General features: G+C 38.2%; 20 protein-coding genes. 7 read left to right on the top strand and 13 right to left on the bottom strand.

Features of this window, described 5'->3' with window-relative positions; all coding sequences use genetic code 11:
• Positions 1–113: 113 nt before the first annotated feature.
• Entirely contained in the window at positions 114–1,475 is a 1,362-nt protein-coding gene (gene radA / locus CWD90_RS07065; RefSeq protein WP_103475240.1) for a DNA repair protein RadA, read from the top strand.
• Positions 1,476–1,595: 120 nt separating this feature from the next.
• Here radA and CWD90_RS07060 read toward each other — a convergent pair whose 3' ends face one another.
• Together CWD90_RS07060 and CWD90_RS07055 are read right to left on the bottom strand one after the other, a co-directional pair.
• Entirely contained in the window at positions 1,596–2,636 is a 1,041-nt protein-coding gene (locus CWD90_RS07060; RefSeq protein WP_103475239.1) for an NADP(H)-dependent aldo-keto reductase, read from the bottom strand.
• A 51-nt stretch (positions 2,637–2,687) separates the two neighbouring features.
• Positions 2,688–3,449 carry an exodeoxyribonuclease III gene (locus tag CWD90_RS07055; protein WP_103475238.1) on the bottom strand — a complete coding sequence of 254 codons (762 nt, stop codon included), beginning with the start codon at positions 3,447–3,449 and terminating at the stop codon, positions 2,688–2,690.
• Positions 3,450–3,699: 250 nt separating this feature from the next.
• Between CWD90_RS07055 and CWD90_RS07050 the strand changes: the two genes are divergently transcribed.
• On the top strand, positions 3,700–5,781 hold the full coding sequence (locus CWD90_RS07050; protein WP_103475237.1) for a TonB-dependent receptor family protein: 2,082 nt from the start codon (positions 3,700–3,702) through the stop codon (positions 5,779–5,781).
• Between the two features lie 64 nt (positions 5,782–5,845).
• Here the strand turns inward: CWD90_RS07050 and CWD90_RS07045 are convergent, their stop codons facing one another.
• The gene (locus CWD90_RS07045) at positions 5,846–7,390 is read right to left on the bottom strand and encodes a glycine--tRNA ligase (protein ID WP_103475236.1); all 1,545 of its coding nucleotides are present in this window, start codon (positions 7,388–7,390) and stop codon (positions 5,846–5,848) included.
• Positions 7,391–7,427: 37 nt separating this feature from the next.
• Positions 7,428–8,324 (bottom strand): hypothetical protein, encoded by an 897-nt coding sequence (locus tag CWD90_RS07040; RefSeq protein WP_103475235.1) that lies wholly within the window; start codon positions 8,322–8,324, stop codon positions 7,428–7,430.
• A gap of 43 nt (positions 8,325–8,367) precedes the next feature.
• Here CWD90_RS07040 and CWD90_RS07035 point away from each other — a divergent pair, with 43 nt between their 5' ends.
• The gene (locus CWD90_RS07035) at positions 8,368–9,069 is read left to right on the top strand and encodes a ComF family protein (protein WP_239986479.1); all 702 of its coding nucleotides are present in this window, start codon (positions 8,368–8,370) and stop codon (positions 9,067–9,069) included.
• Positions 9,070–9,113: 44 nt separating this feature from the next.
• Complete coding sequence (locus tag CWD90_RS07030) at positions 9,114–10,736, top strand: Ig-like domain-containing protein (protein WP_317045711.1); 1,623 nt, start codon at positions 9,114–9,116, stop codon at positions 10,734–10,736.
• Here CWD90_RS07030 and CWD90_RS07025 read toward each other — a convergent pair.
• The 3 genes from CWD90_RS07025 to CWD90_RS07020 are packed head-to-tail and all read right to left on the bottom strand — an operon-like array spanning position 10,720 to position 12,122.
• Positions 10,720–11,496, bottom strand: coding sequence for an amidohydrolase (locus CWD90_RS07025; RefSeq protein ID WP_103475233.1), 777 nt, complete (start codon positions 11,494–11,496; stop codon positions 10,720–10,722). The two genes, CWD90_RS07030 and CWD90_RS07025, sit on opposite strands and share 17 nt — an antisense overlap.
• A gap of 11 nt (positions 11,497–11,507) precedes the next feature.
• Entirely contained in the window at positions 11,508–11,642 is a 135-nt protein-coding gene (locus tag CWD90_RS23575) for an NUDIX hydrolase (protein WP_262494945.1), read from the bottom strand.
• Positions 11,643–11,651: 9 nt separating this feature from the next.
• On the bottom strand, positions 11,652–12,122 hold the full coding sequence (locus CWD90_RS07020) for an ankyrin repeat domain-containing protein (protein WP_103475232.1): 471 nt from the start codon (positions 12,120–12,122) through the stop codon (positions 11,652–11,654).
• A gap of 349 nt (positions 12,123–12,471) precedes the next feature.
• Here CWD90_RS07020 and CWD90_RS07015 point away from each other — a divergent pair, with 349 nt between their 5' ends.
• Both CWD90_RS07015 and CWD90_RS07010 read left to right on the top strand, forming a co-directional pair.
• On the top strand, positions 12,472–14,670 hold the full coding sequence (locus CWD90_RS07015; protein WP_103475231.1) for a PAS domain-containing sensor histidine kinase: 2,199 nt from the start codon (positions 12,472–12,474) through the stop codon (positions 14,668–14,670).
• Positions 14,671–14,702: 32 nt separating this feature from the next.
• The gene (locus tag CWD90_RS07010) at positions 14,703–15,116 is read left to right on the top strand and encodes a response regulator (protein ID WP_103475230.1); all 414 of its coding nucleotides are present in this window, start codon (positions 14,703–14,705) and stop codon (positions 15,114–15,116) included.
• Here CWD90_RS07010 and CWD90_RS07005 read toward each other — a convergent pair.
• Together CWD90_RS07005 and CWD90_RS07000 are read right to left on the bottom strand one after the other, a co-directional pair.
• Positions 15,113–16,483: a DUF5689 domain-containing protein gene (locus CWD90_RS07005; protein WP_103475229.1), complete on the bottom strand. Its 1,371-nt coding sequence runs from the start codon at positions 16,481–16,483 to the stop codon at positions 15,113–15,115. The two genes, CWD90_RS07010 and CWD90_RS07005, sit on opposite strands and share 4 nt — an antisense overlap.
• Before the next feature lie 89 nt (positions 16,484–16,572).
• On the bottom strand, positions 16,573–19,314 hold the full coding sequence (locus tag CWD90_RS07000; RefSeq protein WP_103475228.1) for a TonB-dependent receptor: 2,742 nt from the start codon (positions 19,312–19,314) through the stop codon (positions 16,573–16,575).
• 122 nt (positions 19,315–19,436) lie between these two features.
• On the opposite strand from CWD90_RS07000, the gene CWD90_RS06995 reads away from it, so the two are divergent.
• Complete coding sequence (locus tag CWD90_RS06995) at positions 19,437–20,480, top strand: endonuclease/exonuclease/phosphatase family protein (protein ID WP_103475227.1); 1,044 nt, start codon at positions 19,437–19,439, stop codon at positions 20,478–20,480.
• Positions 20,481–20,484: 4 nt separating this feature from the next.
• Here CWD90_RS06995 and CWD90_RS06990 read toward each other — a convergent pair whose 3' ends face one another.
• From CWD90_RS06990 to pgi, 4 genes are all read right to left on the bottom strand, one after another.
• Positions 20,485–21,078 carry a 3-keto-disaccharide hydrolase gene (locus CWD90_RS06990; protein ID WP_103475226.1) on the bottom strand — a complete coding sequence of 198 codons (594 nt, stop codon included), beginning with the start codon at positions 21,076–21,078 and terminating at the stop codon, positions 20,485–20,487.
• Positions 21,079–21,193: 115 nt separating this feature from the next.
• Positions 21,194–21,652 carry a hypothetical protein gene (locus tag CWD90_RS06985; protein ID WP_103475225.1) on the bottom strand — a complete coding sequence of 153 codons (459 nt, stop codon included), beginning with the start codon at positions 21,650–21,652 and terminating at the stop codon, positions 21,194–21,196.
• Positions 21,653–21,743: 91 nt separating this feature from the next.
• Entirely contained in the window at positions 21,744–24,314 is a 2,571-nt protein-coding gene (locus tag CWD90_RS06980; protein ID WP_103475224.1) for a TonB-dependent receptor, read from the bottom strand.
• Positions 24,315–24,484: 170 nt separating this feature from the next.
• Positions 24,485–26,122: a glucose-6-phosphate isomerase gene (gene pgi / locus CWD90_RS06975; protein WP_103475223.1), complete on the bottom strand. Its 1,638-nt coding sequence runs from the start codon at positions 26,120–26,122 to the stop codon at positions 24,485–24,487.
• Position 26,123: the final 1 nt, after the last annotated feature.

Below are 26,123 nucleotides of genomic sequence, written 5' to 3'. Positions count from 1 at the left end.
ATATCCCTATGGTATAACCCAAAATGTTGTTAGCATCATTTTGATCTAAGTCCGCAAATCCCATTTTATTTTTCAAACTTCTTACTACCTTAGCACAAAGCTTATAGTAAACAATGGCCAAAACAAAAACGGCATTTTTTTGTCAGAACTGCGGAACGCAATATGCCAAGTGGGTGGGGCAATGTGGCTCCTGTAAAGAATGGAATACCATAGTAGAAGAAGTTATTCAGAAAGAGGAAAAAGTTTCCTGGAAAAGTTCTTCCCAACCCACCAAAAAAGTTGCAACACCATTAAGAGTCAACGAAATTAGCTCCGACAAGGAAATTAGGCTCAACACCTTCGATTTAGAATTTAACAGAGTCCTTGGTGGCGGCTTGGTCCCTGGCTCATTAACGCTTTTAGGTGGAGAGCCGGGAGTGGGAAAAAGCACTTTAATGTTACAAATTGCGCTTAAACTCCCGTATAAAACCTTATACGTTTCAGGGGAAGAAAGCCAAAAACAGATTAAAATGCGGGCGGATCGTATACATCCCAATAGTGAAACTTGTTTTATACTGACCGAGACCAAAACACAAAATATTTTCCGCCAGATCGAGGCCACAGAGCCCGATATCGTGGTTATAGACTCCATACAAACCCTTCATACCGATTATATTGAATCTTCAGCTGGTAGCATTTCCCAAATTAAGGAATGCACTGCTGAACTTATAAAATTTGCCAAAGAAACCAACACTCCGGTTATCCTAATTGGGCACATCACAAAAGACGGCACCATAGCCGGACCAAAAATATTGGAGCATATGGTAGATACCGTATTGCAATTTGAAGGTGATAGAAATTATGTGTACCGGATCTTGAGGTCCCTTAAAAACAGATTTGGATCTACTTCCGAATTGGGCATTTATGAAATGCAGGGTAGTGGGTTGCGCGAAGTAAACAATCCCTCCGAAATTTTAATTTCCAAGAACGACGAAGGATTAAGCGGAACGTCCATTGCGTCCACTGTAGAGGGTATGCGCCCTCTAATGATTGAAATACAGGCCTTGGTAAGTACAGCCGTTTATGGAACACCTCAACGTTCCACCACGGGTTATAATGCAAAGCGCTTAAATATGCTTCTAGCAGTCCTAGAAAAAAGAGCCGGATTTAAATTAGCGGCAAAAGACGTTTTTCTCAATATTACGGGGGGAATATCCGTGGATGATCCGGCAATTGATCTAGCAGTAATTGCAGCCATACTCTCTAGCAACGAGGACATTCCTATTGAAAAAGGCGTGTGTTTTGCTGCAGAAGTAGGTCTGGCAGGTGAAATAAGGCCCGTTCAGAGAATAGATCAGCGCATCCTGGAAGCAGAAAAATTAGGTTTCAGTACAATCTATGTCTCCAAAAACAATAAGATTACATTAAAAAATACCCAAATCCGAATTCAATTGGCGGCAAGGATAGAGGATGTTGCCAGTAGCCTGTTCTCCTAAACAGATCCCTAATTTTTTGAATTAAAAATCCTTGCCAAAACGAGCATTAATACAATAACGACAACTATTAATCCCAGTTGCCCGAAACCTACTTTTAAAAAATTAATCGTCATCATAATGTTAAGGAGCTGGATTTGGAATTTCATTATGTATCGCCTCAATACCCTTAAGTACTTCCTCGTTTAATTGTATATCTATGCTGCCAATATTTTCCGTTAACTGATTCATTGTGGTGGCTCCAATTATATTAGACGTTAGAAATGGTCTTGAATTTACAAAGGCAAGTGCCATTTGTGTCAATGACAAACCGTTCGCCTGGGCCAATTCAAAATATTTCTGGGTTGCTTTAACCGCTGTATCACTACTATATCTATTGTAATTTGGAAAAAGGGTAATCCTGCCATTCTCCGGTTTCCTACTTCCCAAATATTTGCCGCTTAAAGTCCCAAAACCCAAAGGTGAATAGGCTAATAGTCCTAAATCTTCACGATGGGATATTTCGGCCAAACCAACTTCAAAAAGTCTGTTTAAAAGGTTATACGGGTTCTGTATGGTAATCATTCTGGGCAAACTAGCATGTACCTTACTTTCCTCCAAGTACCTCATGGCCCCCCATGGAGTTTCATTGGAAACACCCACATGTCTAATTTTACCCTCGCGAACCAAGTCTCTTAAGGTTTCCAATATCTGATGGATATTGTCTTCCCAATGGTCAGTGATACTATGTTTATATCCCCTTTTTCCAAAATAATTGGTAGTACGATCAGGCCAGTGCAACTGATATAGATCCAGATAGTCTGTTTGCAAACGCGTGAGACTTCCCTCCACGGCCAATTTTATGGTTTCACGATTTATCCCTGTTGTTCTAATGAACTTTGTCATTTCCGCCTTACCTACGATTTTTGAAGCCAAAATAATCTTATCCCGGTTTCTTTTCTTTTTAAACCAAGTGCCAATAATCCTCTCCGTATCGGCATAGCGTTCCTTGGCCGCCGGTATGGGGTACAATTCGGCCGTATCAAAAAAATTAACCCCCTGTTCCAGGGCATAGTCCATTTGTTGGTGACCTTCCTCCTCCGTATTTTGATTCCCCCAGGTCATAGTGCCTAGGCATATTTTGCTAACTTCAACATCTGTATGGGGGAGGTTTGTGTATTTCATTTGGTACAATAACTATTTATTATCTATTTAATTTTAAAAATGGCATGTGGACTATTCCAATTCTACCAATATAGGACAATGATCACTATGAACGGCCTTGGATAAAATAACGGAACGTTTTAACCTGCTCAACAATGGGCTGCTGACAAGTCCGTAATCCAGTCGCCAACCCTTATTGTTTGCCCTAGAATTTGCCCTATAGCTCCACCAAGTGTAATTATCGGGTTCTTGGTTAAAATGCCTAAAACTATCAATAAATCCGTTTTCCATAAAATTGCTGATCCAGGCCCTTTCCGCCGGTAAAAACCCAGAAACATTTTTGTTTCTAACCGGGTCATGAATATCTATTGCCTCATGACAAATATTGTAATCCCCGCAAATAACAAGATTCGGTTTTTCTATTTTCAATTTATCTATATATTCTTGAAAATCGGCCATATACTGTAGTTTATGATCCAATCGAGCAATATTGGTTCCCGATGGCAAGTAAAGGCTCATGACCGAAACGCCGTTAAAATCGGCCCTAATATTTCGCCCCTCAAAATCCATATATTCTATTCCGGTACCAAATTCTACATGATCTGGCTGTGTCTTAGCTAGTATGGCTACACCGCTGTAGCCTTTCTTTTGCGCACTGTACCAATAGTGATAGTGATAACCCAAAGCCTCAAAAATGCCGAGGTCCAATTGATCGCGATTGGCCTTGATCTCCTGTAAACACACCACATCTGGATCTACACTTTCAAGCCAATCCAAAAAACCTTTGTTTACTGCTGCCCTAATTCCATTTACATTATAAGAAACAATTTTCATTTAAATATTTTTTACATCCAACCAACCCTTGTAATGACATTTAATGACATTAAAGGTGGACCTAGAGTTTAATTTAGCTTCAAACAAACCAAAATCGGGCTAAAAATAGTTAATGTTTTTTGTAACCAAAAAGGTCTATCGATATAGTTAAGAATTTTACGGCCGTTTAAGGTGTACATTCTCTAGATTCAGTAAAAATGATCAAAAAATTAGATAATAATACTTAAGTTTGGGGCTTATTATTATTTTGATGAAATTCTCCCTTAGTTTACTATTTACCCTTCTTTTTATCTTGACAACCTCCGCTCAAGTACCTGTACAAACAGACAGCATCACGGAATTGGATGAAATTATCCTTTTGGACTCCCTACAATCCTCTTCAGGCAATGGTATAATTGCAACCAAAATTATTGGCACCAAGGTATTTCAGAACTTTAGTCCCGTTGATATGGTTTCAGCTATAAATCAGGTATCTGGCGTGTATATATTGTCCGGAGCATTAAACACCAATAGGATTACCATCCGAGGAGTTGGTGCAAGAACCTTGTTCGGGACGGATAAACTGCGACTATACTACAATGATATTCCGATTACAAATGGTTCTGGCTTCTCCACTATAGAATCCTTCGATCTGGAAAATCTGAGCTCGGTAGAGGTGATCAAAGGGCCAAAAGCCACTAATTTTGGGGCCAATTTAGGAGGGGCCATTTTGCTGAATTCCAAACAACCCAATGATGGGGCTACCTACTTTAGAAACAACTTCACCATTGGTTCCTACAACCTTTTAAAAAATAACCTCCAATTTAGCCTTAAGGAGAATAAGATTGCACTAAATGTGCATTATGGCTATTTGGAGACAGATGGCTACAGAGAAAATAATAGATTTCAACGTGAAGGTGTTCTCGTGGATGCCAATTACCAAATAAGCGCCAAAACAAATATTGGGCTTCTCTTTAACCATGTAGATTATAACGCGCAGATCCCTAGTTCTTTGGGGGAAACCGATTTTAAGGAAAACCCATCGAAGGCCGCTTTTACATGGAAATCGTCCAAAGGTTATGAGGACAACAAATATAGCCTGGCAGGGCTGACCTTAAATCACTCCATTTCAGATAAATTAAAAAACACAAGTAGTATTTTCTATTCCTATCTGGATCACTACGAACCCAGACCTTTTGGGATTTTGGATGAATACACTCATGGATACGGCTTTAGGACAAAATTTGCCGGTGAATGGATTGCCAATAAAACTAAGATCGATTATAATTTTGGTGCAGAATTATACAAAGATGAATACCAGTGGAGCGAATTCGAAAATCTATATCAAGAAAATAATGGGCAAGGAAGCCTACAAGGCGATCAATTTGCCGAAAACAAGGAATTTAGGCGGCAGTTCAATGCTTTTGGGAATATACTTATTCCCCTAGCTAAGGACTTTTACACACAAATTGGATTAAACGTTAACAAGACTTATTACGATTTTAGGGATGAATTTAATCAAGGGCCTAGCAATAGGAGTGCGGAAAGGAATTTTAAAGCCATTGTTTTACCCAGCTTAAACCTCAACTACAGTTTTTCGGAAGTAAATTCACTTTACGCCAATATAAGTCGAGGATTTTCCAACCCTACTTTGGAAGAAACACTTACTCCAGATGGGGTAATTAACCCAGATATTGCCCAAGAGACAGGTACGAATTATGAAATTGGCACTAGATTACTTTTGCTGGACAGAAAATTAAACATGAACATTGCCATTTATAGAATGGATATCAAAAATCTTTTAGTGGCACAAAGGGTTGGCGAGGATCAATATGTGGGTAAAAATGCTGGTAAGACCCAACATCAGGGCCTAGAATTGGAAGCCGAATATAATTTGGATATTACTTCAAAATTTAGGATTACTCCCTTTATCAGCTATACTTTAAACAACCACAGTTTTGTGACCTTTGTGGACGAGGACAACAATTATTCCGGAAATCCATTGACCGGAGTTCCCAAACACAGATTAAATTCTGGCCTACAGGCCCAACTTAACAATAGGTTTTACTGGTATACTACCCATCAATATGTGGGAGAAATTCCATTAACGGATGCCAATAGTCTCTACAGTTCCGCATTTAATGTAATTAATACTAAGGTGGGTTATAAAAAACAATTGGGGAAAAATCTATCAATGGACATCGCTTTTGGCATCAACAATATCTTCGATGTCAACTATGCTCAATCCGTTCTTATAAACACAACAGGGTTTGGCGGGGCCGAGCCTAGGTATTACTATCCCGGAAACGACAGAAACTACTATGGTAGTTTACGATTGGGGTATTCACTTTAAGCCAAATGAAAAAAGGCCCAATACGTTAGTTTATTGGACCTTTAATTTCTTATAGATTACGGAACTACTCCATTCTTTTCAACCAGCTTTTCATATCCACTTCCTTATGAATAATCCCCTTTAGATCCGTAATGGCCACTCGTTGTTGTTCCATGGTATCCCTATGGCGTATGGTAACTGTATTATCCTCCAAGGATTGGTGGTCCACCGTAATGCAAAATGGGGTACCATTGGCATCCTGTCTTCTGTAACGGCGCCCTACAGCATCCTTTTCATCATATACCACATTAAAATCCCATTTAAGGTCTTCAATGATTTCTTGGGCCAATTCCGGCAGACCATCCTTTTTTACCAAGGGAAAAACTGCTGCCTTGTTCGGTGCTAAAACAGACGGTAATTTAAGTACTGTTCTAGTAGTATTGTTCTCTAATTCCTCCTCCACCAAGGAGTTTGAAAATACGGCCAAGAACATACGATCCAAACCTATTGAAGTTTCAACCACATAGGGCACATAACTTTCGTTCAATTCTGGGTCGAAATATTGTAATTTTTTTCCTGAGAATTTTTCGTGGCTGCTAAGATCGAAATCTGTTCTGGAATGAATCCCTTCCAACTCCTTAAATCCAAACGGGAATTTAAATTCTATATCGGCAGCTGCATCAGCATAATGGGCTAATTTCTCATGGTCGTGGAATCTATAGTTATCTGCCCCTAATCCCAAAGACAAATGCCAGGCCATCCGCTTTTCTTTCCAAGTTTCATACCATTCTTTTTGCGATCCGGGACGAATAAAAAATTGCATCTCCATTTGTTCAAACTCCCTTTGGCGAAAGATGAACTGTCTTGCAACTATTTCGTTCCTAAAGGCCTTTCCTACCTGAGCAATCCCGAACGGAATTTTCATTCTTCCGGTCTTTTGGACATTTAGGAAGTTAACAAAAATACCTTGAGCCGTCTCGGGCCTTAGATAAAGGTCCATGGCACTATCGGCAGAAGCGCCCAATTTGGTGCCGAACATGAGATTAAATTGCTTCACCTCTGTCCAATTCCTCGATCCGGATAGCGGACAGGCAATTTCCAATTCTTCGATCAAATTTTTTACATCGACCAAATCCTCATTCTCCAAGGATTTTCCCAATCGCTTTAAAATAGTGGTTATCTGCTCTTGGTAACCTACTACTCTTGGATTGGTTTCCAAAAATTGTTTTTTATCAAAAGTATCCCCAAAACGCTTTTGCGCCTTGGCAACTTCTTTGTCTATTTTGGCTTCAATTTTAGCGGTATAATCCTCCACCAAAACATCGGCACGATATCTTTTTTTGGAATCTTTGTTATCGATTAATGGGTCATTAAAGGCATCTACGTGTCCAGAGGCTTTCCATACAGTAGGGTGCATTAATATAGCAGAATCAAGTCCCACAATATTATCGTTCATCTGCACCATGGCCTTCCACCAATATTCACGGATGTTCTTTTTTAACTCGGCCCCATTTTGGGCATAATCGTATACGGCACTTAGTCCGTCGTAAATTTCGCTGGACTGGAAAACGTATCCATACTCCTTTGCATGCGAGATTACTTTTTTAAAATCGTCTTCTTGTTTCACCATTTGGCAAAAATATAATAATAGTATAAAAGGTGGGGCTTTATTTTAATTGAAATTCCGAAGACGCCAATAATTTTTCATTTTCGAAAACATTAAGGGTATAAGTTCCTTCGCCCAAAGACCCTTCCGGTACAGATATCGCATCGCAAACACTAAACTCCTGGCCCATAAAAACTAGCTCCACACGTTTGCTATAAACATTGCCATTTACGGAAATAGTGTTGGCATTATCTTCGATTACACCCATATTAGGTCCCATGAACTGAAAGTAAATCACCCTTTCTTCATTTTTAGAATTGGGATTCCCCATAATAGTGACACATCCTCTTAGCTTGGATATGATATTGGCCTTATTGGTCTTAATATGTTTCCCAGATCGAAACCTAAATCCACTACCTTCGGAATTTTCCAATTTAAGATAGCTTTTGGTCTTAAGCTCTTGACTCAGCTCTTTGTTCTTCCTCCGCAGTAAAGCCTCTGCTTCTGCCAATGAACTGCTCTTTCCCCTTAGCTCTTCGATCATCTTCCTGGTTTCCTCATATTTATTACCAAGGAGCATATTATTATATTTTAGGAAATTGTTCTTTAGCTTAAGGCTATCATTTTTGGCTTCAAGTTTCCTAAGTTCGGTTTTGTATTCCTTTAATTTTTCAACTGTAAAGTTCAAACGTCCCACGGAATCCAACAATTGTTGTACTCTATATTTAGAATCTTGCAATTCAATTTCATTGACCTCATTAAGTGCCGAAAGCCGATCTACGTCAGATTTCATTAAAGTAAGGTCCTTGACCAACAATTCTTTCTCTTGCTCCAAAAAACCAATGCGACTTTTGGATTGGGCATAACTATAGTAGAAGGCAATTAGAATACCTAATATAATAGCTGCCAAAGCGGCAAGTATTATCTTATAATTAAATTTATTATCTTCAGTATCCATCTAAAAGCATGCGTATTAAGTAGGTTAATAGTAATCTAGATTTGTGTATTCCAAGATTTCAAATATACTAAACGATATCAACACAGTCCTTGTGCCAAGGCTATGTTTTGGATGTAATGCACCATTATACAGAGGAGAAGAACATGTTTGTACCGTTTGTCGGAATCAATTACCACTCACCGAATATACATTTAACGCAGAAAACCCTGTTGACCGTATTTTTTACGGAAGAATTAACATAATCAAGGCAAGTGCATTTCTATTTTTTACCGAAAAAGGAATTGTAAAGAGTCTTATCCACTATTTAAAATATAGAAACCAAGAACAAATTGGTTCATTTTTAGGGAATTGGTATGGCCATATTTTAAAGGAAAACAACTTCCTCAACAAAATTGACTATGTAATCCCCGTTCCGCTACACCGAAAAAAATTAAGAAAAAGAGGTTTTAACCAAGTAGCCCTTTTTGCAAAATCAATCGCCATTCATATCAATGCCCAATACATAGATGGCGTATTGCTTAAAACTGCCAATACAAAGACGCAAACCAAAAAGTCCAGAATCCTTAGGTGGCAAAATAAACAAGCCCTTTATGTTTTAACGGATTATGAGATATTCAGGAATAAGAACGTACTATTATTGGACGATGTTATTACAACAGGGGCAACAATGGAAGCCTGTGCCACAGCATTATCACACACGCAAGGGATAAATATATATATTGCCTCCATGGCTATTGTACCTTAATTTTACAATTCTACAAATTAGTTGTTTCTTTGTTGAACATTTTCATGACTACTATGATCCAACGCATTTTAGGGTTTTTATTTTTGTTATTAACGGTCTCGGCCCTGGTACAATGTGCCCGAAGAGGTGCGCCCAGTGGAGGCGATAAAGATCTTACGCCACCTAAGTTGATAAAGGCAGAACCAAAGAATATGTCCATTAATTTTAAGGCCACTAAAATTCGATTGTATTTTGACGAGTATGTTAAGCTCAAGGATATTGACAAGCAGCTTATAGTGTCCCCACCATTGAAATACACACCTATAATCACCCCGCAGGGATCAGCTAATAAATATGTGGAAATCATCCTAAAAGATACCCTAAAAGCGAATACCACTTATACCTTCAATTTCGGCCTAAGTATTATTGACAATAACGAAGGCAACCCTAATCGTTTTTTCACATATGTATTTTCAACTGGTGATTATATAGATTCCCTTACCGTCTCTGGTGTGGTAAAAGATGCCTTCAATAAGAAGGCTGATACGTTTATAAGTATTATGCTCTACGAAATAGATAGCACCTATACCGATTCTACTATTTATAGGCAACCTCCAAATTATATTGCTAATACGCTGGACAGTACTCCCATCTTTCATTTAAAGAATTTAAAGGAGGGAAAATATGCTATGTTCGGAGTTAAAGACGAGGCCAAAAACAACATTTTTAATCAAAAGACAGATAAAATTGCATTTATAAAGGATACCTTAAGCCTCCCTACAGATTCTGTTTATCTATTAACTTTGTTCAAGGAATTACCGGATTATAGTATTTCTGTCCCAAATTTTGCGGCGAAAAACAAAATTATTTTTGGTTATCAGGGCAATGTCAAGGATATCTCGATCAAAAATTTAAGCACATTGCCGGATACCGTTAGAACAAAAATCACAAAAGAGCGGGATAAGGACACACTAAACTACTGGTTTACCCCCTTTAAAGCGGATTCACTGGTTTTTACGGTCTCCAATGAAAAGGAAAGACTTATAGACACCTTTAGCGTAAAAACAAAAAAAGTAGCTATGGACTCACTGATTTTACAACCCAATCAGCGAGGATCACTAGAATTTGGAAATCCATTTTATATCGGGGCCAATACACCCATTTCAAAAATTGATAGTTCTAAAATAAGTATGATGCGAAAGGATTCTACTTTGGTACTAGTTGCCATGGAATTGGACACCTTGGGCAATAAAATTGATTTTGATTTTGAAGTAGAGCCCAACGAAAATTATACCTTGGATTTACTCCCTGGAAGTGTAACCGATTTTTTTGGCATTGAAAACGATACCATTTCGTACAAACTTTCTACCAAAAGTTATGCTGATTTTGGGAATTTAAGCCTTACCCTAGAAGGCCCTGTCAGCTATCCTTTAATTGTACAATTAACAGATGAGAAAGGGGTTACAAAAAAGGAAATGTTCGCAACGGAACCCACGGTTTTCGAGTTCAGCAATATTGTGCCTTCCAAGTATCTGATACGGTTAATATTTGATAGTAATGGCAACCAAAAGTGGGACACGGGAAATTATATTCAACAAACTCAACCAGAAAGAGTAGTCTATTACCCAAATGTCTTGGAGGTAAGGGCCAACTGGGAACTTGAACAAACCTTTACTCTTTCAAACTAAAATAGTCCCTATCGTCCAAAAATTTCAATTTCTCTCTGGCCTTGGAAATATGTTTCTTGCTCAAAGTAGCATAAAGTATCGTTTCCTCCTCTGAAAAAACAACTGGGTCGCCCAAAACATCATTTACTGTGGAATGGCCAGGATAGTTATTCCCGGCATTATCCGTCCCTGTCCTATTGACCCCGATCACGTATGCCATATTTTCAATAGCACGTGCTTTAAGTAGCACGTCCCAGGCTTTTATTCTTGGTTCTGGCCAATTGGCAACATAGATAAGAACATCATAATTCTCAGTGTTTCTGGCCCATACAGGAAAGCGAAGATCGTAACAAATAAGGGGACAGATCTTAAACCCTTTGTAGTCAATGATAATCTTTTTTTCCCCTCTGCTATATACCTTATCCTCACCTGCAAGGGTAAAGGTATGTCTCTTGTTATAGTAACTCAATTTTCCATCGGGCTCCACAAACCAAAGTCTATTATAATAATTCCCATCAGCAAAAAAGACTACACTTCCGACTAAGGCCACATTTTTTCTCTCTGCTTCCTGTTGCATCCATTTAACGGTCTTTTCCCCTTCCTCCCTGGCTATATTTTGAGGAGACATAGTAAAGCCCGTGCTAAACATTTCCGGGAGCACTATCAAATCAACATCAGGAGTAATTGAATCCAGTTTACTTGAAAAATTTTCTCTATTCTTTTCTGGATTCTCCCATACAAGGGAGGACTGAATAATTGCTATTTTGAGTTCCATTTGAATTTCCTATTGCCCTAATCAAAATACATTTCCGGATGATTCATGGTGGCCAGTTTGTACAGTTGATCAATTTGTGAATCCAAAATCCTGTCCTTTGATAGTTCCGGCAGATTGTCAATATCAAAAAGAGCGGCTCCCTGCAAATCCATAAATTTATTTCAAGAATTTTCCAGTAAAGTAATAAGTGATTGTGTCCCTTGTTCTTTTGCATGATCCAGAGCAGAAAGACCGCGAACATCCTTGATCGTTGTATCCACTCCCTTGGCCAAAAGCATTTTCGCAATCTCCTCCCTATTGAATGTTGCCGCATAAATAAGACACGTAGCACCCATAGTATTACGTTCGTTTATACTCGCTCCTATGTCTATCAACCTTTTGGCAACATCCGTATAACCTTTAAAGCAGACGCCCATCAGGGCCGTATTACCGGAGGCGTCCTTGGCATCAATTTTGGCGCCATTTTCCAATAAAAGATCGGTTATTTCCTCTTGGTCATAATACGTAGATAAGATAAGCGGTGTAGATCCCCGTTGGTCCTTACTGTCCAGCAGTAAGGGATTTTTCTGCAACATGGCCCTTACCTCATCGAAGTTCCCGTTTCTAATTTCATTAAAGAAAAATTCGTTCATAGTTAATTTCTGTTAGTTAAATGTATGAAAAAACCATCACTTATATTCATTGAAATATTGGTTTCACCCATATTTCAACCTATTGCCAATTAACCTAAATACCATCCAAAATGGTCCATTACCTATAAGCCGGGCGTTTTGTCCTAATTGCTTATTTTATTATTTACAAATGTCTAGCGAAGTAATTAAACCCTTTGATGCAAATCTCAAACTGAAGTCCACCTTAGTCCCATTATATAATTCAAAAAAATATACTATCCCTGGCCAATTCATAACTATATTACAATTTATACGTATATTCCTACGTTCTGTACAGAATACATGATTAATTCCACTTAAATAATACATAATGTTGGACACATTAGTACGAACCATTTCAATAGAAGAAGCTCCTATAGCCATTGCCACATTAGACATCAACCTCTGTTTTATAAATTGTTCCAGCTCATGGGAACAAACATTTATGACCTCAGACAAGGTAATTGTAGGAAAATCCTTTTTTGATGTAGTTCCCAATTCCTCCCCAATATTTCGAAAAGTCCTAGAAAATAGTATTTCATTAAAGGATAATATTGTGCATGAGCAAAGGCATATCATGCCCGATGGCAGTCGCCAATGGTATAAATGGAACATTAAACCCTGGAAACAGTCAGACGATGTAATTGGTGGCTTGATAATCACCCATACGAACATAACCACTGAGAAACGTGTTAAAGAACTTCTGATAGCTGCCGAAAATGTAGCCAAAATGGGTGGTTGGGATTTGGATATGATTACCAATACCATTCATTGGTCCAAAATCACTAAGGAAATACATGAAGTGCCTTTAGATTATATACCTACTTTGGATACTGGAATTAACTTTTATAAAGAAGGTGAACACAGGGGAAATATTACCAAGTTGATCCACAATGCTGTCACCAACGGAGAAGCCTGGGATACAGAATTGCAGATTATAACGGCAAAAGGCAAAGAACTATGGGTACGGGCCAAAGGTATGCCAGAGTTTGTTGAAGGAAAATGTGTTCGGCTTTATGGAATTTTTCAAGATATAGATAAAGAGAAAAAGGCCGAGATTAAGAATGCACAAATTAAGGAAAGGTTGGATTTGGCCACTGAAGTAGCCAATATTGGAATTTGGGAATACAATGTCCTTCATGACCAACTGGAGTGGAACGAACAAATGTTCCCACTATTTGGAGTAAAGCGAGAAGAATTCAAGGGTGATTTTGAATCCTGGAAAGCTACTGTACACCCAGAAGACCTAGATAGGTGCTTAAAAGAGTTTGATTTGGCATTGTCAGGAATTCAAGATTTTAAAACGCAATTTAGAATTATTCATCCCGATGGTTCCGTTAAACATATCAAAGCCAATGCAGGACTTTTTAAGGATAGTGATGGGAAAATTATTAAAATGGTAGGCACCAATTGGGATATTACACAACTTGTTAATACCCAATTGAAATTGGACAAAAGTGAGGAATCTTTCAAGGGGTCTTTCAAATCTTCGGCAGTAGGAATGGCATTGGTAGCAAAGGATGGCTCTTGGTTGGACGTAAATGACAGCCTCTGCATTAGCTTGGGATATTCAAGGAAGGAGCTTCTAAAACTTAACTTTCAAGATATTACACATCCAGAAGATCTTAACAGTGATTTAGAACATTTGCAAACACTATTAGATGGACAAGGAAATAGTTACCATTTGGAAAAAAGATATTTGCATAAAGAGGGACATATCGTATATGTGGTCCTTACCGTTACGGCAGTAAAGGATATTGAAGGAAATCTTTCCCATTTTATCTCCCAGGTTATGGATATTTCAGCTAAAATCGAAGCCCAGAAGAAATCCGAGGAATTTTTGGAATTAACCAAGAATCAAAATAACAGTTTATTAAACTTTGCGCATATTGTGTCACACAATCTACGGTCACACTCATCCAATCTCTCCATGCTATCAAACTATTTAGTTGATGAGGAAGGGGAAAGCGAAAGAAAAGAGATCGAAGCAATGATAATGGATGCTTCGGAAAGCTTAGATGAAACGGTTATGCACTTAAATGAAGTTGTGCAGATCACTACTGAAGCAAAAGGTCAATTAAAAGATGTGAATTTAAACGCAATTGTTAAAAACGTTGAGAAAAATATTAGTGCTCTCCTACAGCAAAAAAATGTGGAATGCGATATCTCCATAGACCAATCCATTAAGGTTAAAGGAATCCATGCCTATCTAGATAGTATTCTTTTAAATCTTTTTACCAACAGTATCAAATACAGTAGCCCAAATAGAATCCCAAGAATTTCGATTCAAGCCAATAAAGTTGAGAAGACCATAGTTTTGAATTTTAAGGATAATGGGTTGGGAATTAACCTAGAAAGACATGGTGAAAAATTGTTTGGGATGTACAAAACCTTTCACAAGCATGAGGATGCCAAGGGAATTGGACTTTTCATAACCAAAAACCAAATAGAGGCTATGAACGGTAAAATTGAAGTGGAAAGTGTTGTTGACGAAGGTACCCTTTTCAAAATTACCTTTGATGCTGCATAAAAACTAAACACTAACTTAAAACTATTAAGATAATGGGGAAAATTGAAAGCAGTTGTATTATTGATGATGATCCTATAGCCATTTATGGGATTAAAAAATCAATGAAGGAAATCGACTTTTGTGATACAATAATTATCTACAATAATGGACAAGATGCAATAGACGGATTAAATACTATGGTTGAGGAGGGCACAGCGCTACCAGCCATTATTTTATTGGACCTTAATATGCCCATAATGGATGGATGGGAGTTTTTGGAGGATTTTATAAAGATTCCGAATAGCAATACAGAAAAGGTTACCATTTATATTATTAGTTCCTCCATAGACCCACGGGATATTCTTAAGGCCAAAAACTATAGTTTGGTCAGCAGCTACATCCTAAAACCTATAAAATCAAATGATTTGGTTAAATTATTGTCAGATATTCGCAACTCTGAAAATTAACGGATTCCTGGATTAAAATCTTCTGGAGCGTTTTGTGGCAGATTAACGGTACCGGCCTCCCCAGTGTCATTAAATATGTTCCATTCACTAATTGTAAATATAGGATTGGCTGTGGTTACGTCCTCATGCCTTACGGCCCTGCCATCCTCAAATTCGTGGTTGGTACCTGAACCATCCTCACCCACAACACCAAAACGATCAATTACCTTCCCAAAAGGGTCCACCAATTCCAAATTATCATCACCATTGGAATCTGCAGGACTATTTGTGGAAACACTACGATCTGCCTGGAAGCCATATACCAACTCAAATTCCGAAGCATTGGGCGAAATAACTAAGGTATTTTTTCCTTGAACCACAAATCCGGATAAATCAATGACAGAACTTACTTCTGTATTAGCGTTAGTATATCTCACTAAAGTCCAACCTTTTAAATCGAGTAATTCAGAATCTGAATTATAAAGCTCCACGAACCGCGCACCAGCATTGTTATCTGGATCGGCCAATTCGGAAATAAAAATTTTTGTTGATGTAAATTCATCTACCAAATCTTCACAACGTATGGCAGTAAAAGCAATATCAGAGACATCCCTAATTACCAATTGATAATCCCTATTATCCTTTGTTAGAACCCCAGTTATGGTTCCATTACCTTCGGGCAACAGGCTGGCCTGAAAATCTGAATACCCGCTATTTAGAAGTTCAAGTTCCAAATCTTCACAATTAGTCAACGTTCTGACGGTTTCTTCCTCTTTTACAGCAAATACTTGTCCCACTTGGTCCAATAAAAATTCCATATCGTTAAGCTGAATCAAGGTGCTTAGCATGGAATCGTCCAGCTCATCAATAGTAGTTTTGGTAGATTCCAGCGGTTGCATTGGATCACATGTACTAAATAGATGTTGCCCTACTATTGCCGCTGGCAGACGCCCTACCGAAAGGTTTCCAAAGGCACTAAAAATGCCACCCAACTTGATAACCCCCTTACTCATACCCATATAAAGTCCCTTGGTTTTTAAAAAAACTTTTGACCCAACTTCATAAAATAAGTGTGAATCCCTAAGGTCAATTTCCAATTGTAAGCCACGAGTGGGGTTGGTTGGATGATCCTGTATGTGAAGGGTTCCGAAAAAATTGCCAGCCACATCGGACGATACTACATAACCCTCAATAACCCAATCTTCCTGAATCTGCAAAACCTCATCAACATATAGTGCTTTTAGCGCTGTCATAGTAATATTCGCCGAAAGACCCGAAGAACAATTGGATTCGGGAACCGTGAAATCCTTATCCTTAACACAGGCCATTAGGAGACATAAAGCCATAAGGGCCACACTGCATATGAGAATGTTGATCCTAAAATTCATTGTTGTACTATTTATCCTTTTACACTTGCGGGGAACAATCTATATCGCAAAATCTCAAACTATTTTAATCTTATTCAACTCTTAAAAAATCAAAAACTAATTGCGAAATTTATAAAATAGGTGCGTCCATAACCATACCAATATTTGGGTGCAAATGATGGGTTGCCACTTAAATTGTCTTGTTGTAACTGCCCAAAATTTCCATTCCTACTTTGTTCGTATCCCCCAGTCCTAAAAACGGCATCAAAAACATTATTGATGCTTGTAAATACGCTGATATACTTGCCATTTTTTAGCCAGGATTTACCCCCTATCAAATTCAACAAATAAAAATCGTCCAGTTTGTTCTGGGTCAACAGCTCTTTTACATTTTCGTCTGTTGCATTCGGAAATGGGACGCCGGTTTCTGGATCCAAATAAAAACTGTGTGTCCTTGTAATAGTAGAAATTCCGGCATAATTATTCCCCAAGTAATTGGCAGTGGTGCCGACCCACCAATATTTAGGATCTCTGTATTCTACTCCAAATGCAAATGCCCTCTGTGGTCCTTGTGCTAATTTGTAATCTTTAATTTTTGCTACGCCCAAATCTATATTACCAATAGGATTAAGCACATCTTCTTCTGCCCCGGCCGTATCAAAGTTTATGGTCACCAAAGGATCACTAGCATAAAGAAACTTCCCGACCGATGCTACCAAGGATAATTTTACAGCCGAGGAAAGCTGATATTCCAATCCTAATTCCGTACCCAAATGAAGTTTGTCCAAATCTGTCAGGACCTCTTGGACAAAATCGCTGCCTACCCCTGCGTCCACAAAGAAAAAATTAATATCGGTCGTATTTTGAAATCTTGTATAATAACCGGATACCCGTCCTGTTAATTTAGGAAGTCTTATATAATAGTTGAGATCTGTGGTTGTGATGTTTTCATTTTGAATATTATTTACAAGCTGATTATTTTCCCTTGGGTTTATAAAAACATTCTGATAAACTGGGGGCTTGGTTAAATAAGCAGCGTTTAAAACTACCCAATGCCGTCCGTTGAATTTATAGGTTAACCCACCTTTGGTGCCAAAATTGGAAAAGGTCACCTTTTCACCCTTTCCAAATGAGGTATTCAGAAATCGTTCGTTTTTATATTTGCCATCCCTCTGGTAATTGGTGGACGTATAATTTACGGCCAAGAATCCGCCCCATTTGGGAAATGTCGCAGTCCATTGGGAGAAAGCATCAAATTCCCCAGCCTTAATATTGTATAAATAGTTGAATATATTGCCGGTGGATTTATTTAGGTTTCCATCAACATCATTTTTTGTATTGGAAAATGGATCCATGTCTACATAATACTCCGCCCCTAACAAATCGTTTATTTCCGCGTAATTATCCGAGTCCAAACTGGTGTAATGCCCCCCAAAATCTAATTTTAGGAAATCATTTATGGTGTAATTCCCAATTGTGACCACATTAAATTGTTGGTCTTCAGCCGTATCTTCATAGGCAATATAGGCCGCTTTATCTTGGACAGATAAACTACTATTTGCTTTATAAAGCATGTTCCAGTTTAACTGCGGGTTTTCCAAGAATCCGTCCCTTGCCATATTGGCTCCTATAAAATTAGCACCTATTGGACTATTGATATAAAAACTTGGTAAATACCGGTAATAGGTTGGGTCTGGATTAGGAGCATTGTAATATCCCAATCTGCTTTTGGAATTATATCCGAATTGATATGATATCCCAGTGTTTAAATTAAAATTTTTTGAGTTGTAATAGTGATTCAGCATAAATATAGGTTCTGCAATTTTTCTTTCCCTAGCATTCCTGATTTTGCCATTTTGATTTCCCCAATAGGGATTGTACCGGTTCCCTGCCAATTGAAAAATTTCTTCAGTTATGGCAGAAGACCTACCCCGGCGATTAGAAGAGAAAATGCTGGTTAGACCAATACTATGCTTGTCATTAAATTGATATTCCAAGGCGCCAAAAAAGGAATAAGCATCATATAAAGTACCATCGATATAACCTTCCTTGGCCCATCTTCTGGAAGCCGAAACACTGTAATAAATATTCTTTTGAGGGACTCCCGAAGTATATGTAGCCATTAGTCGCCCGGCATAGGTTCTATTGGAAGCTGAGGAAGATAGACGCATGCCCTTTCTAAATGTAGAAGGCCTAGTACTCATATTGGTAGTTCCCAAAATTCCACCGAAGGAATAGTCCGATACCTGGAGTCCATGGCTAAATACTTGATTACGAGTTACATCATTTAGGCCTCCCCAATTGTTCCACTGCGGTCTTCCATCTGCCAATTTATTCATTGGAATACCGTTCAGAAGCACTTTACCACTTTCCGATCCATACCCACGAACACGAAAAAACGCTTGCCCAAAATCAAAGGCTGCCCGGTTAAGGAAAATATCCTTAGTGGCCTGTAACATGCCGGAAGTCATTGAAACTCTTTCATCCTCTAGCAATTCGGAATCCGTTAATGTGATTAAGTTATCGGTTTTTTCTTGGGTGATATCGCGTTCCAAGTAGATAATTCCTAAATCCAAATTTTGATTCATTATGGAAATGGGCATCCTTTTGCTTAGATAATCCTGAGCCTTGATAGTTAATATATAATCGCCAGTTTGTATTGGTGAAATATTAAATTGTCCATTGACGGAATTAGGTTTTACAGGCTTGAATCCAGAAATTGCTATATCGGAAAACACTATATTTTCCTGAGTAAGCAAATCCTTTACAATACCCAACACACGGTAATCTTCCTGTGCATATCCCAAGATGCCTTGCAGTATTAAAAAGGATATTGCTAAACCGCTTTTCATTGTCGAAGATGAAATATTTTAACAAAATGGTTATTAAGATATTAATAATTGACAGTTTATTCTTAATTTATTCCAAGAAATTTAATATTTATACTTAAAATAATCCATCAATTATGTAATCTATGCGTGTCCCTTTCACAATTTTCGTATCCCTATTTATAATTAGCGGCACCATAGCGCAGGAAAGTAAGACCTATAAAATAAGGACCGTGGCCTTTTACAATTTGGAGAACTTATTCGACACTGTCAATGACTCCTTGACTTTTGATGATGACCGAACCCCAACTGGAAAAGACAATTGGACCAAGGAACGTTATAGTCAAAAAATAGACAATATGTCTAAGGTACTATCTGAAATAGGTAGTACTAATGCCCAAAATTCGCCAGACATTATTGGGATTTGCGAACTGGAAAATATTCAAGTAATCAAGGACCTCATTAATCATCCCAATCTATGGGAGAAAGACTACGGAATAATTCATTTTGATTCCCCTGATGAACGAGGCATAGATGTTGCCCTTTTATATAAAAAGACAGCCTTTCTTCCAACATCATTTAGCAGTCTACGATTAATGCTGACTAATAGGGATGATTTCCGTGATTACACAAGAGATCAATTGGTTGTTGGCGGGATTATGGATGGAGAAGAGATACATTTCATTGTTAACCATTGGCCTTCCAGAAGTGGAGGGGAAGCTAGAAGCAAACCCAATAGAATAGAAGCCGCCAGATTAAACAGAAAAATAATAGATTCCATTTCTAAATTTAATCCAGAAGCCAAAATTATCAGTATGGGCGATTTTAATGACGACCCAATAGACGATAGTTTAAAGAAGATATTAAAAACCAAAGGAAAGGTAGCTGAGTTAGAGCCCAACGACCTATATAATCCCATGGAAATGCTTTTTAAAAAGGGGCTCGGATCATTAGCCTATAGAGACCGGTGGAATCTATTTGATCAAATTTATTTCACTGCCAATATTGTTCAAAAATCTACTGGAAAGTACCACTTCTGGAAGGCCGGGGTATATAGTCCTGCCTATCTTATTGATAAAAAAGGTCAATACAAAGGTTATCCCTTGCGAACCTATGCAGGAGGGAGCTATATTGGCGGATATAGTGACCATTTTCCGGTATATATCCACCTAATTAAAGAAGTAGATTAGAAGTTTATTGCGGTAAGGCAATTTTGATATTTCTCCATTTCACCTTTATACCACCACCATCGTGGATCTGTAGGGCAATGGCACCTTTACCTGCTCCTATTTTATCATCGGTAATGGTTACCATTTCCGTACCATTGAGCCATGAAGTTAACGTATTCCCAGAAAGTTTAATTTTCATGGTATTCCACTCCCCCTCCTTTAGTACCTTATCTTTCTTCTGGTCCGGTTTAATAAGCCAACCCCTACCATAAGACTCATAAACCCCCCCAGTATCGTGCCCTGGTGGCGCAACCTCTACTTGCCAGCCACTAACCTTAGTCCCATCGATAGTTGAGCGAATAAACACCCCACTGTTACCATTGGCTTCCTGTTTAAATTCCAGCGTTAATTCAAAATCATCATAATACTTATCTGTAGCCAAATATCCGTATTGTTTGTCCGGTCCACTTTCAGATATAAGTAATCCATCCTCTACATACCATTTTTCGGTTCCATAGACCGTCCATCCACTAAGGTCTTTTCCATTAAACAAGGATAATTCCTGGGAAACCGCAGGTAAGGCTAATAGCGCTATAAAAACAACTAAAAGGTTTTTCATTTTTTTAAATTGATAAGATTAATATTGGATTATAATATTTCGATTGTCCTAGCCAAACTATTTTTTAAATAATTTAGAGTCCGAGGAAACATTCCGAATATGCTAATAAATTAATTTAATTCAGCCATTGCCCCCAAGGAATTCTACTTAAGATAAGTATCAATCCCAGTCCATAAAATATGGTAATGGTCTTAAACTTTCTTTTACCTTCCATAACCTTTTTGTGTTTGGACCAGCCAACCGTGATAAACACAACAGCAATTATATTTATAAAAGGATGTTCTACGGCCAATAATCGGGATGCCGAGTTTAACCCGCCCATTCCTAGTGTTTTAATGGCATTTAGCCCATTGGAAGACAGAAAATAGAGTACTAGTCCCACCAAGAGTTGTAAATGCGATAAAATAAGCGCAAACAGGCTAATTCTAAAATCTTTTTTTAGGGTAAAATCCTTTTTTCCCGTCCACCCTAAAATACCATTGGCCACCGCTAAAAATAAAACGGCCAATACCACATAGGCAAATAAAGAGTGTAAGGAGAGTATCCATTGATGTGCTAATCCGTAATCTTCCATAATTTTGTTTTAATTTATAAATGTAATGAATTTTGGGAATAAAAAAACCCCGCTGTTTAGCAGGGTCTTTAATTTTTGAACTGTTATTTTATTAGAAATTATAGCGCATGCTAACGTTCCAAGTTCTTCCATAACCAAACCTTACACGGTTATCTGTATTTACTCCGTTCCAAACGTCATCTCCTGCTTCAACATGAACGTTATCCTGAGAACTCTCCAAATACTCTTCATCAAGAAGGTTATTTATATTCAGACGGAACTGAATGGATCTATTATCCTCTTTCCCTACCAATAATCTATAGGACAGTCCAGTATCAATTGTGTTGTACGATGGTAATTTAATAGCACCCCTATTATCCTGACTTCTAAATTCCGAATCGCCAAAATTAGTTGTTCCATAAAGATTATCGTATAAATTCCAGTTAGCGTCCACTTTTAATCTTGGAAAAATTTCATAATTACCACTGATTCCAGCCGTAAATTGTGCTGCCTGACCAATCTTTACTCCATCAATATAACTTGCATCCCCGGTGGATAATATATTTCCATTTTCATCCGAAGTGGTTGTTGTAACGTCTCCGTCGTACTTCCAATCCCCCACGGACACAAAGCCTTGAAAATTCAATCCGTCTGCAGGACGAGCAAATACTTCCAATTCCACCCCTGAGTGTACCTGCTTTAATGGGCTGGATTGTGTAAATTCATCCACGATATTATCATCATCCGTATCATTTGAACTGTAAACTATTCTATTGTCCCAAATGGTGTAGTAAACATTCAAATTGGCAGAGATAACATCACCCAAAAATTTATATCCTCCCTCAAGACCGGTAATTTTCTGATTTTCCTTGCTCAAAGGATTGAGTTGATTGGAATTTCTGTCGTCAACATATAAATCACTGTGATATGGCTGACGTGAATAATAACCAGCATTTACAAAGAGTATGTTTTGCTCAGAAAGGCTATAAGCTGCACCTCCTTTAACGTTAAAACCAGGATTGTTGACTTTTTCAGATTCGTCTGCCTGTCCTTCGTTGGCCGCATTCAAAAATTCCGTTCTAACATGGCTTTGGGTAGAAGCCGACCCTTGAAAGAATGCGGAAAAAGCATCGTTGGAATACTCCAGTTGGCCAAATACACCAGCATAATTGATTACCTCCTCATAGTCATAACCAAATCTTTGTGAATGATCATCATTAGGATTAAAAGTAACATTCCACGGATTAATACCTCCATAAGAATTGGTAAGTTCGTATGCTCCTCCATTGTAGTTACTAGAAGTAGAAACAGAATTAGCTCCAATAAATTCCCTTACATCCCTAAAGTGGATTCCTTTGTACAAACGAACATCTGCTCCAAGGTTAAAATTAAGATTTTCGTTTATCTTTTTATTAAAGTTGGATACCAGACCAGACCAGTTGTGATTATTATTTGACCCTCTAGCGTAAAGGGCCTCCCCAGTATTTCTATCTGTAATCAATTGCGCAAAACTACCTCTACCGAGAGAACCGTACAATACTGTTGACAAGGATGCAGTATCATCAAAGGTTAAATCCCAGCTTATGTTGGCTACCGGCTTGTGGTAGATATTTCTACCGCCAGGATAAGCACCACCATTTAATCTATTAGGGCTATTTACATTATCAAAATTCCATGAATTATACTTTCTACCATTATCCAAGAAAGTCCTTAAGTCATCGGACCCAGCAGCTGCATGCCATTGTGGTGCGCCTGTTAATATAAAATTGAAGATATTTTTTTCGTTCGGCACATATCCAAAAGACAGGAAATAGGTTTGTCCCTGACCTCCTGTATTATCTACATAACCATCACCTTGCCAATGTCCCAACATAGCTGAAACAGCTAATCCATTTTCCATTAACCCTGTTGAATAATATCCAGTAGTCTTAATATAATTGTCATTAGCAACCATAGTCTGAAAAAAGCCACCTTCACGCTTATCTACAGTCTTAGTAACAATGTTTACTGTACCACCAACCGAAGAAATTGCCAATTTAGAAGAACCCAATCCCCTTTGTACTTGTACGGCGTTAGCAATATCCAATACTCCAGACCAGTTGGACCAGTACATTTTACCGTCTTCTATACCGTTAATGGGCTGACCGTTTAATAAGAATGCCGTATTGGTCTGATCAAATCCCCGTAAGAACATTTGACCATCTCCAAAACCTCCTCCTTTAATATTTTGCACGGAAGGGGTCGACTTTAAAACCTCTGGCAAATCCCAGTTACCAGTTTTTTCCCTAATTTCATTGGCCTTAATGGTCGATACCGCGATCGGCGTTTCTCTATCATCTGCCAAATCTATAATACCCGAACCAACTATTACCACTCCTTCCAATTCCTGAGCGTCAGGTTTTAAGGATATGGTCCCAATATTGCCTACTGAGGTGAAATTTACTTTCTTACTAATAAATCCAATATAGGAGATAACTAAAGTTCCCGAAGCTTGGGCTACGTCTATGGTAAAGTTACCATCAAAGTCTGCGGCAACCCCGTTTGTGGTCCCTTGAACCAAAATATTAGCTCCCGGTAGGGGATCTCCAAAATCACCATCCACTACAGAACCAGTAATAGTTTCCTGAGCATAACCAGCTGCCGTCAACAAAAATGCGGCAATAACAAAGTACATTTTTTTCATTTTTCAAAGAGTTAATTAGTTTTAATAATTGCTGCAAAAGTGTAGTAAATTTTGCAACAATATATTATCATAATGTTAAATTAGTTGGCACAAATTTAACATTAAAACTTATAAAAACCCTGAAAAACAGCATGTTAATACCGTTTGTATGGAAATGGTAAAATTGCCTTTTATTTCTTAAATAAATCTAAAAGATTTAACGTAGAAGCATCATGATTCGCAACGGTGGATCCCTCAATGTCGTTCAAAATGGCAGTAGCCAATTGTTTGCCCAGCTCCACACCCCATTGATCATAACTATAAATATTCCATATAATCCCTTGGACGAAGATCTTGTGCTCATACATTGCTATAAGTGATCCTAAGCTCTTGGGGGTTAATTTATCTATAAAAACCGTATTGGTAGGTTTGTTCCCTTCAAAAACCTTGAAAGGTAAAATTTCAGCAATATCTTTTTCCGGTACCTTTTTATCCTCCAACTCTTTTCTAACCTCATCCGAGGTTTTGCCATTCATCAGCGCCTCTGACTGGGCAAAGAAGTTGGCCATTAACTTATTGTGGTGGTCTTTGTCTCCATGTAACGATTCCTTAAATCCAATAAAATCGGTCGGTATTACTTTGGTTCCTTGATGGATTAATTGAAAAAAAGCATGCTGTGAATTTGTTCCTGGCTCTCCCCAAATTATGGTGCCCGTTTCATAGGTTACCTTATTTCCGTTCCTATCTACGCTTTTACCATTGCTCTCCATGATGCCCTGTTGTAAATAGGCCGAAAACCTACTTAAATACTGGGTATAAGGAATAATGGCCTCGGTCTCCGCACCATAAAAATTATTGTACCAAACACTAATAAGTGCTAATATAACAGGAATGTTCTCGGAAAAATTGGCCGTCTTAAAATGCTGATCCATTTCATTGGCTCCGAGTAACATATTATCAAAATTTTTGTACCCCACTGCCAGTGCAATAGAGAGTCCAACGGCGCTCCATAATGAAAACCTACCACCGACCCAATCCCACATAGGGAATACATTCTCCGGCACAATTCCAAATTCGGATATTTTCTCTGTATTAGTAGATACCGCTGCGAAATGCTTGGCTACATCCTTTTGGGTAGCGTGCTTCAGGAACCACTTCTTAATAGTAGTTGCATTGCTCAGGGTTTCCTGTGTGGTAAAGGTCTTTGAAACAACAACAAACAATGTTGTTTCTGGATCCAACCCTTTCAGTGTTTCGTAAACATGATCCCCATCTACATTGCTAACAAAATGCATTCTTAAATGGTTACCATAAAATTTTAAGGCCTCTACTACCATGGCAGGTCCAAGGTCTGACCCACCAATACCAATATTCACCACATCGGTAAAGGTCTTTCCCGTGTAGCCCTTTTTAGCGCCAGATATTACAGAATCGGTAAATGACTTTATCTTTTTCTTAACCTCATAAATTTCTGGGACAATGTTTATCCCGTCTACTTTTATTATATCAGATTCCTTTGCCCTTAGGGCCGTGTGGAGTACCTCTCTACCCTCTGTATTATTTATAATTTCCCCATTAAACTGCTTATGGATAGCGTCTTTTAATCCAACTTCATTGGCCAATTGCAAAAGAAGTTCCAAGGTTTCTTGGGTAATCCTATTCTTAGAATAGTCGACCAGAAAGTCGTTCCAACGAATACTGTGTTTTTTTGCCCGATCAGAATCCTGCGCAAACAAGTCCTTTAAGGTTATGTTGGTATTCTCTTTAAAATGTTGTGAAAGTTTTTTCCAAGCTTCTGTTTTTGTTGGGTCAGTGTTCTGTAAGGCCATT

The organism is Arenibacter catalasegens, from assembly GCF_002909235.1.
Taxonomy (GTDB): Bacteria; Bacteroidota; Bacteroidia; order Flavobacteriales; family Flavobacteriaceae; genus Arenibacter; species Arenibacter catalasegens.
The sequence above is the reverse complement of the archived record's forward strand: the minus strand, read 5'-3'. Positions and strand labels throughout refer to the sequence as shown.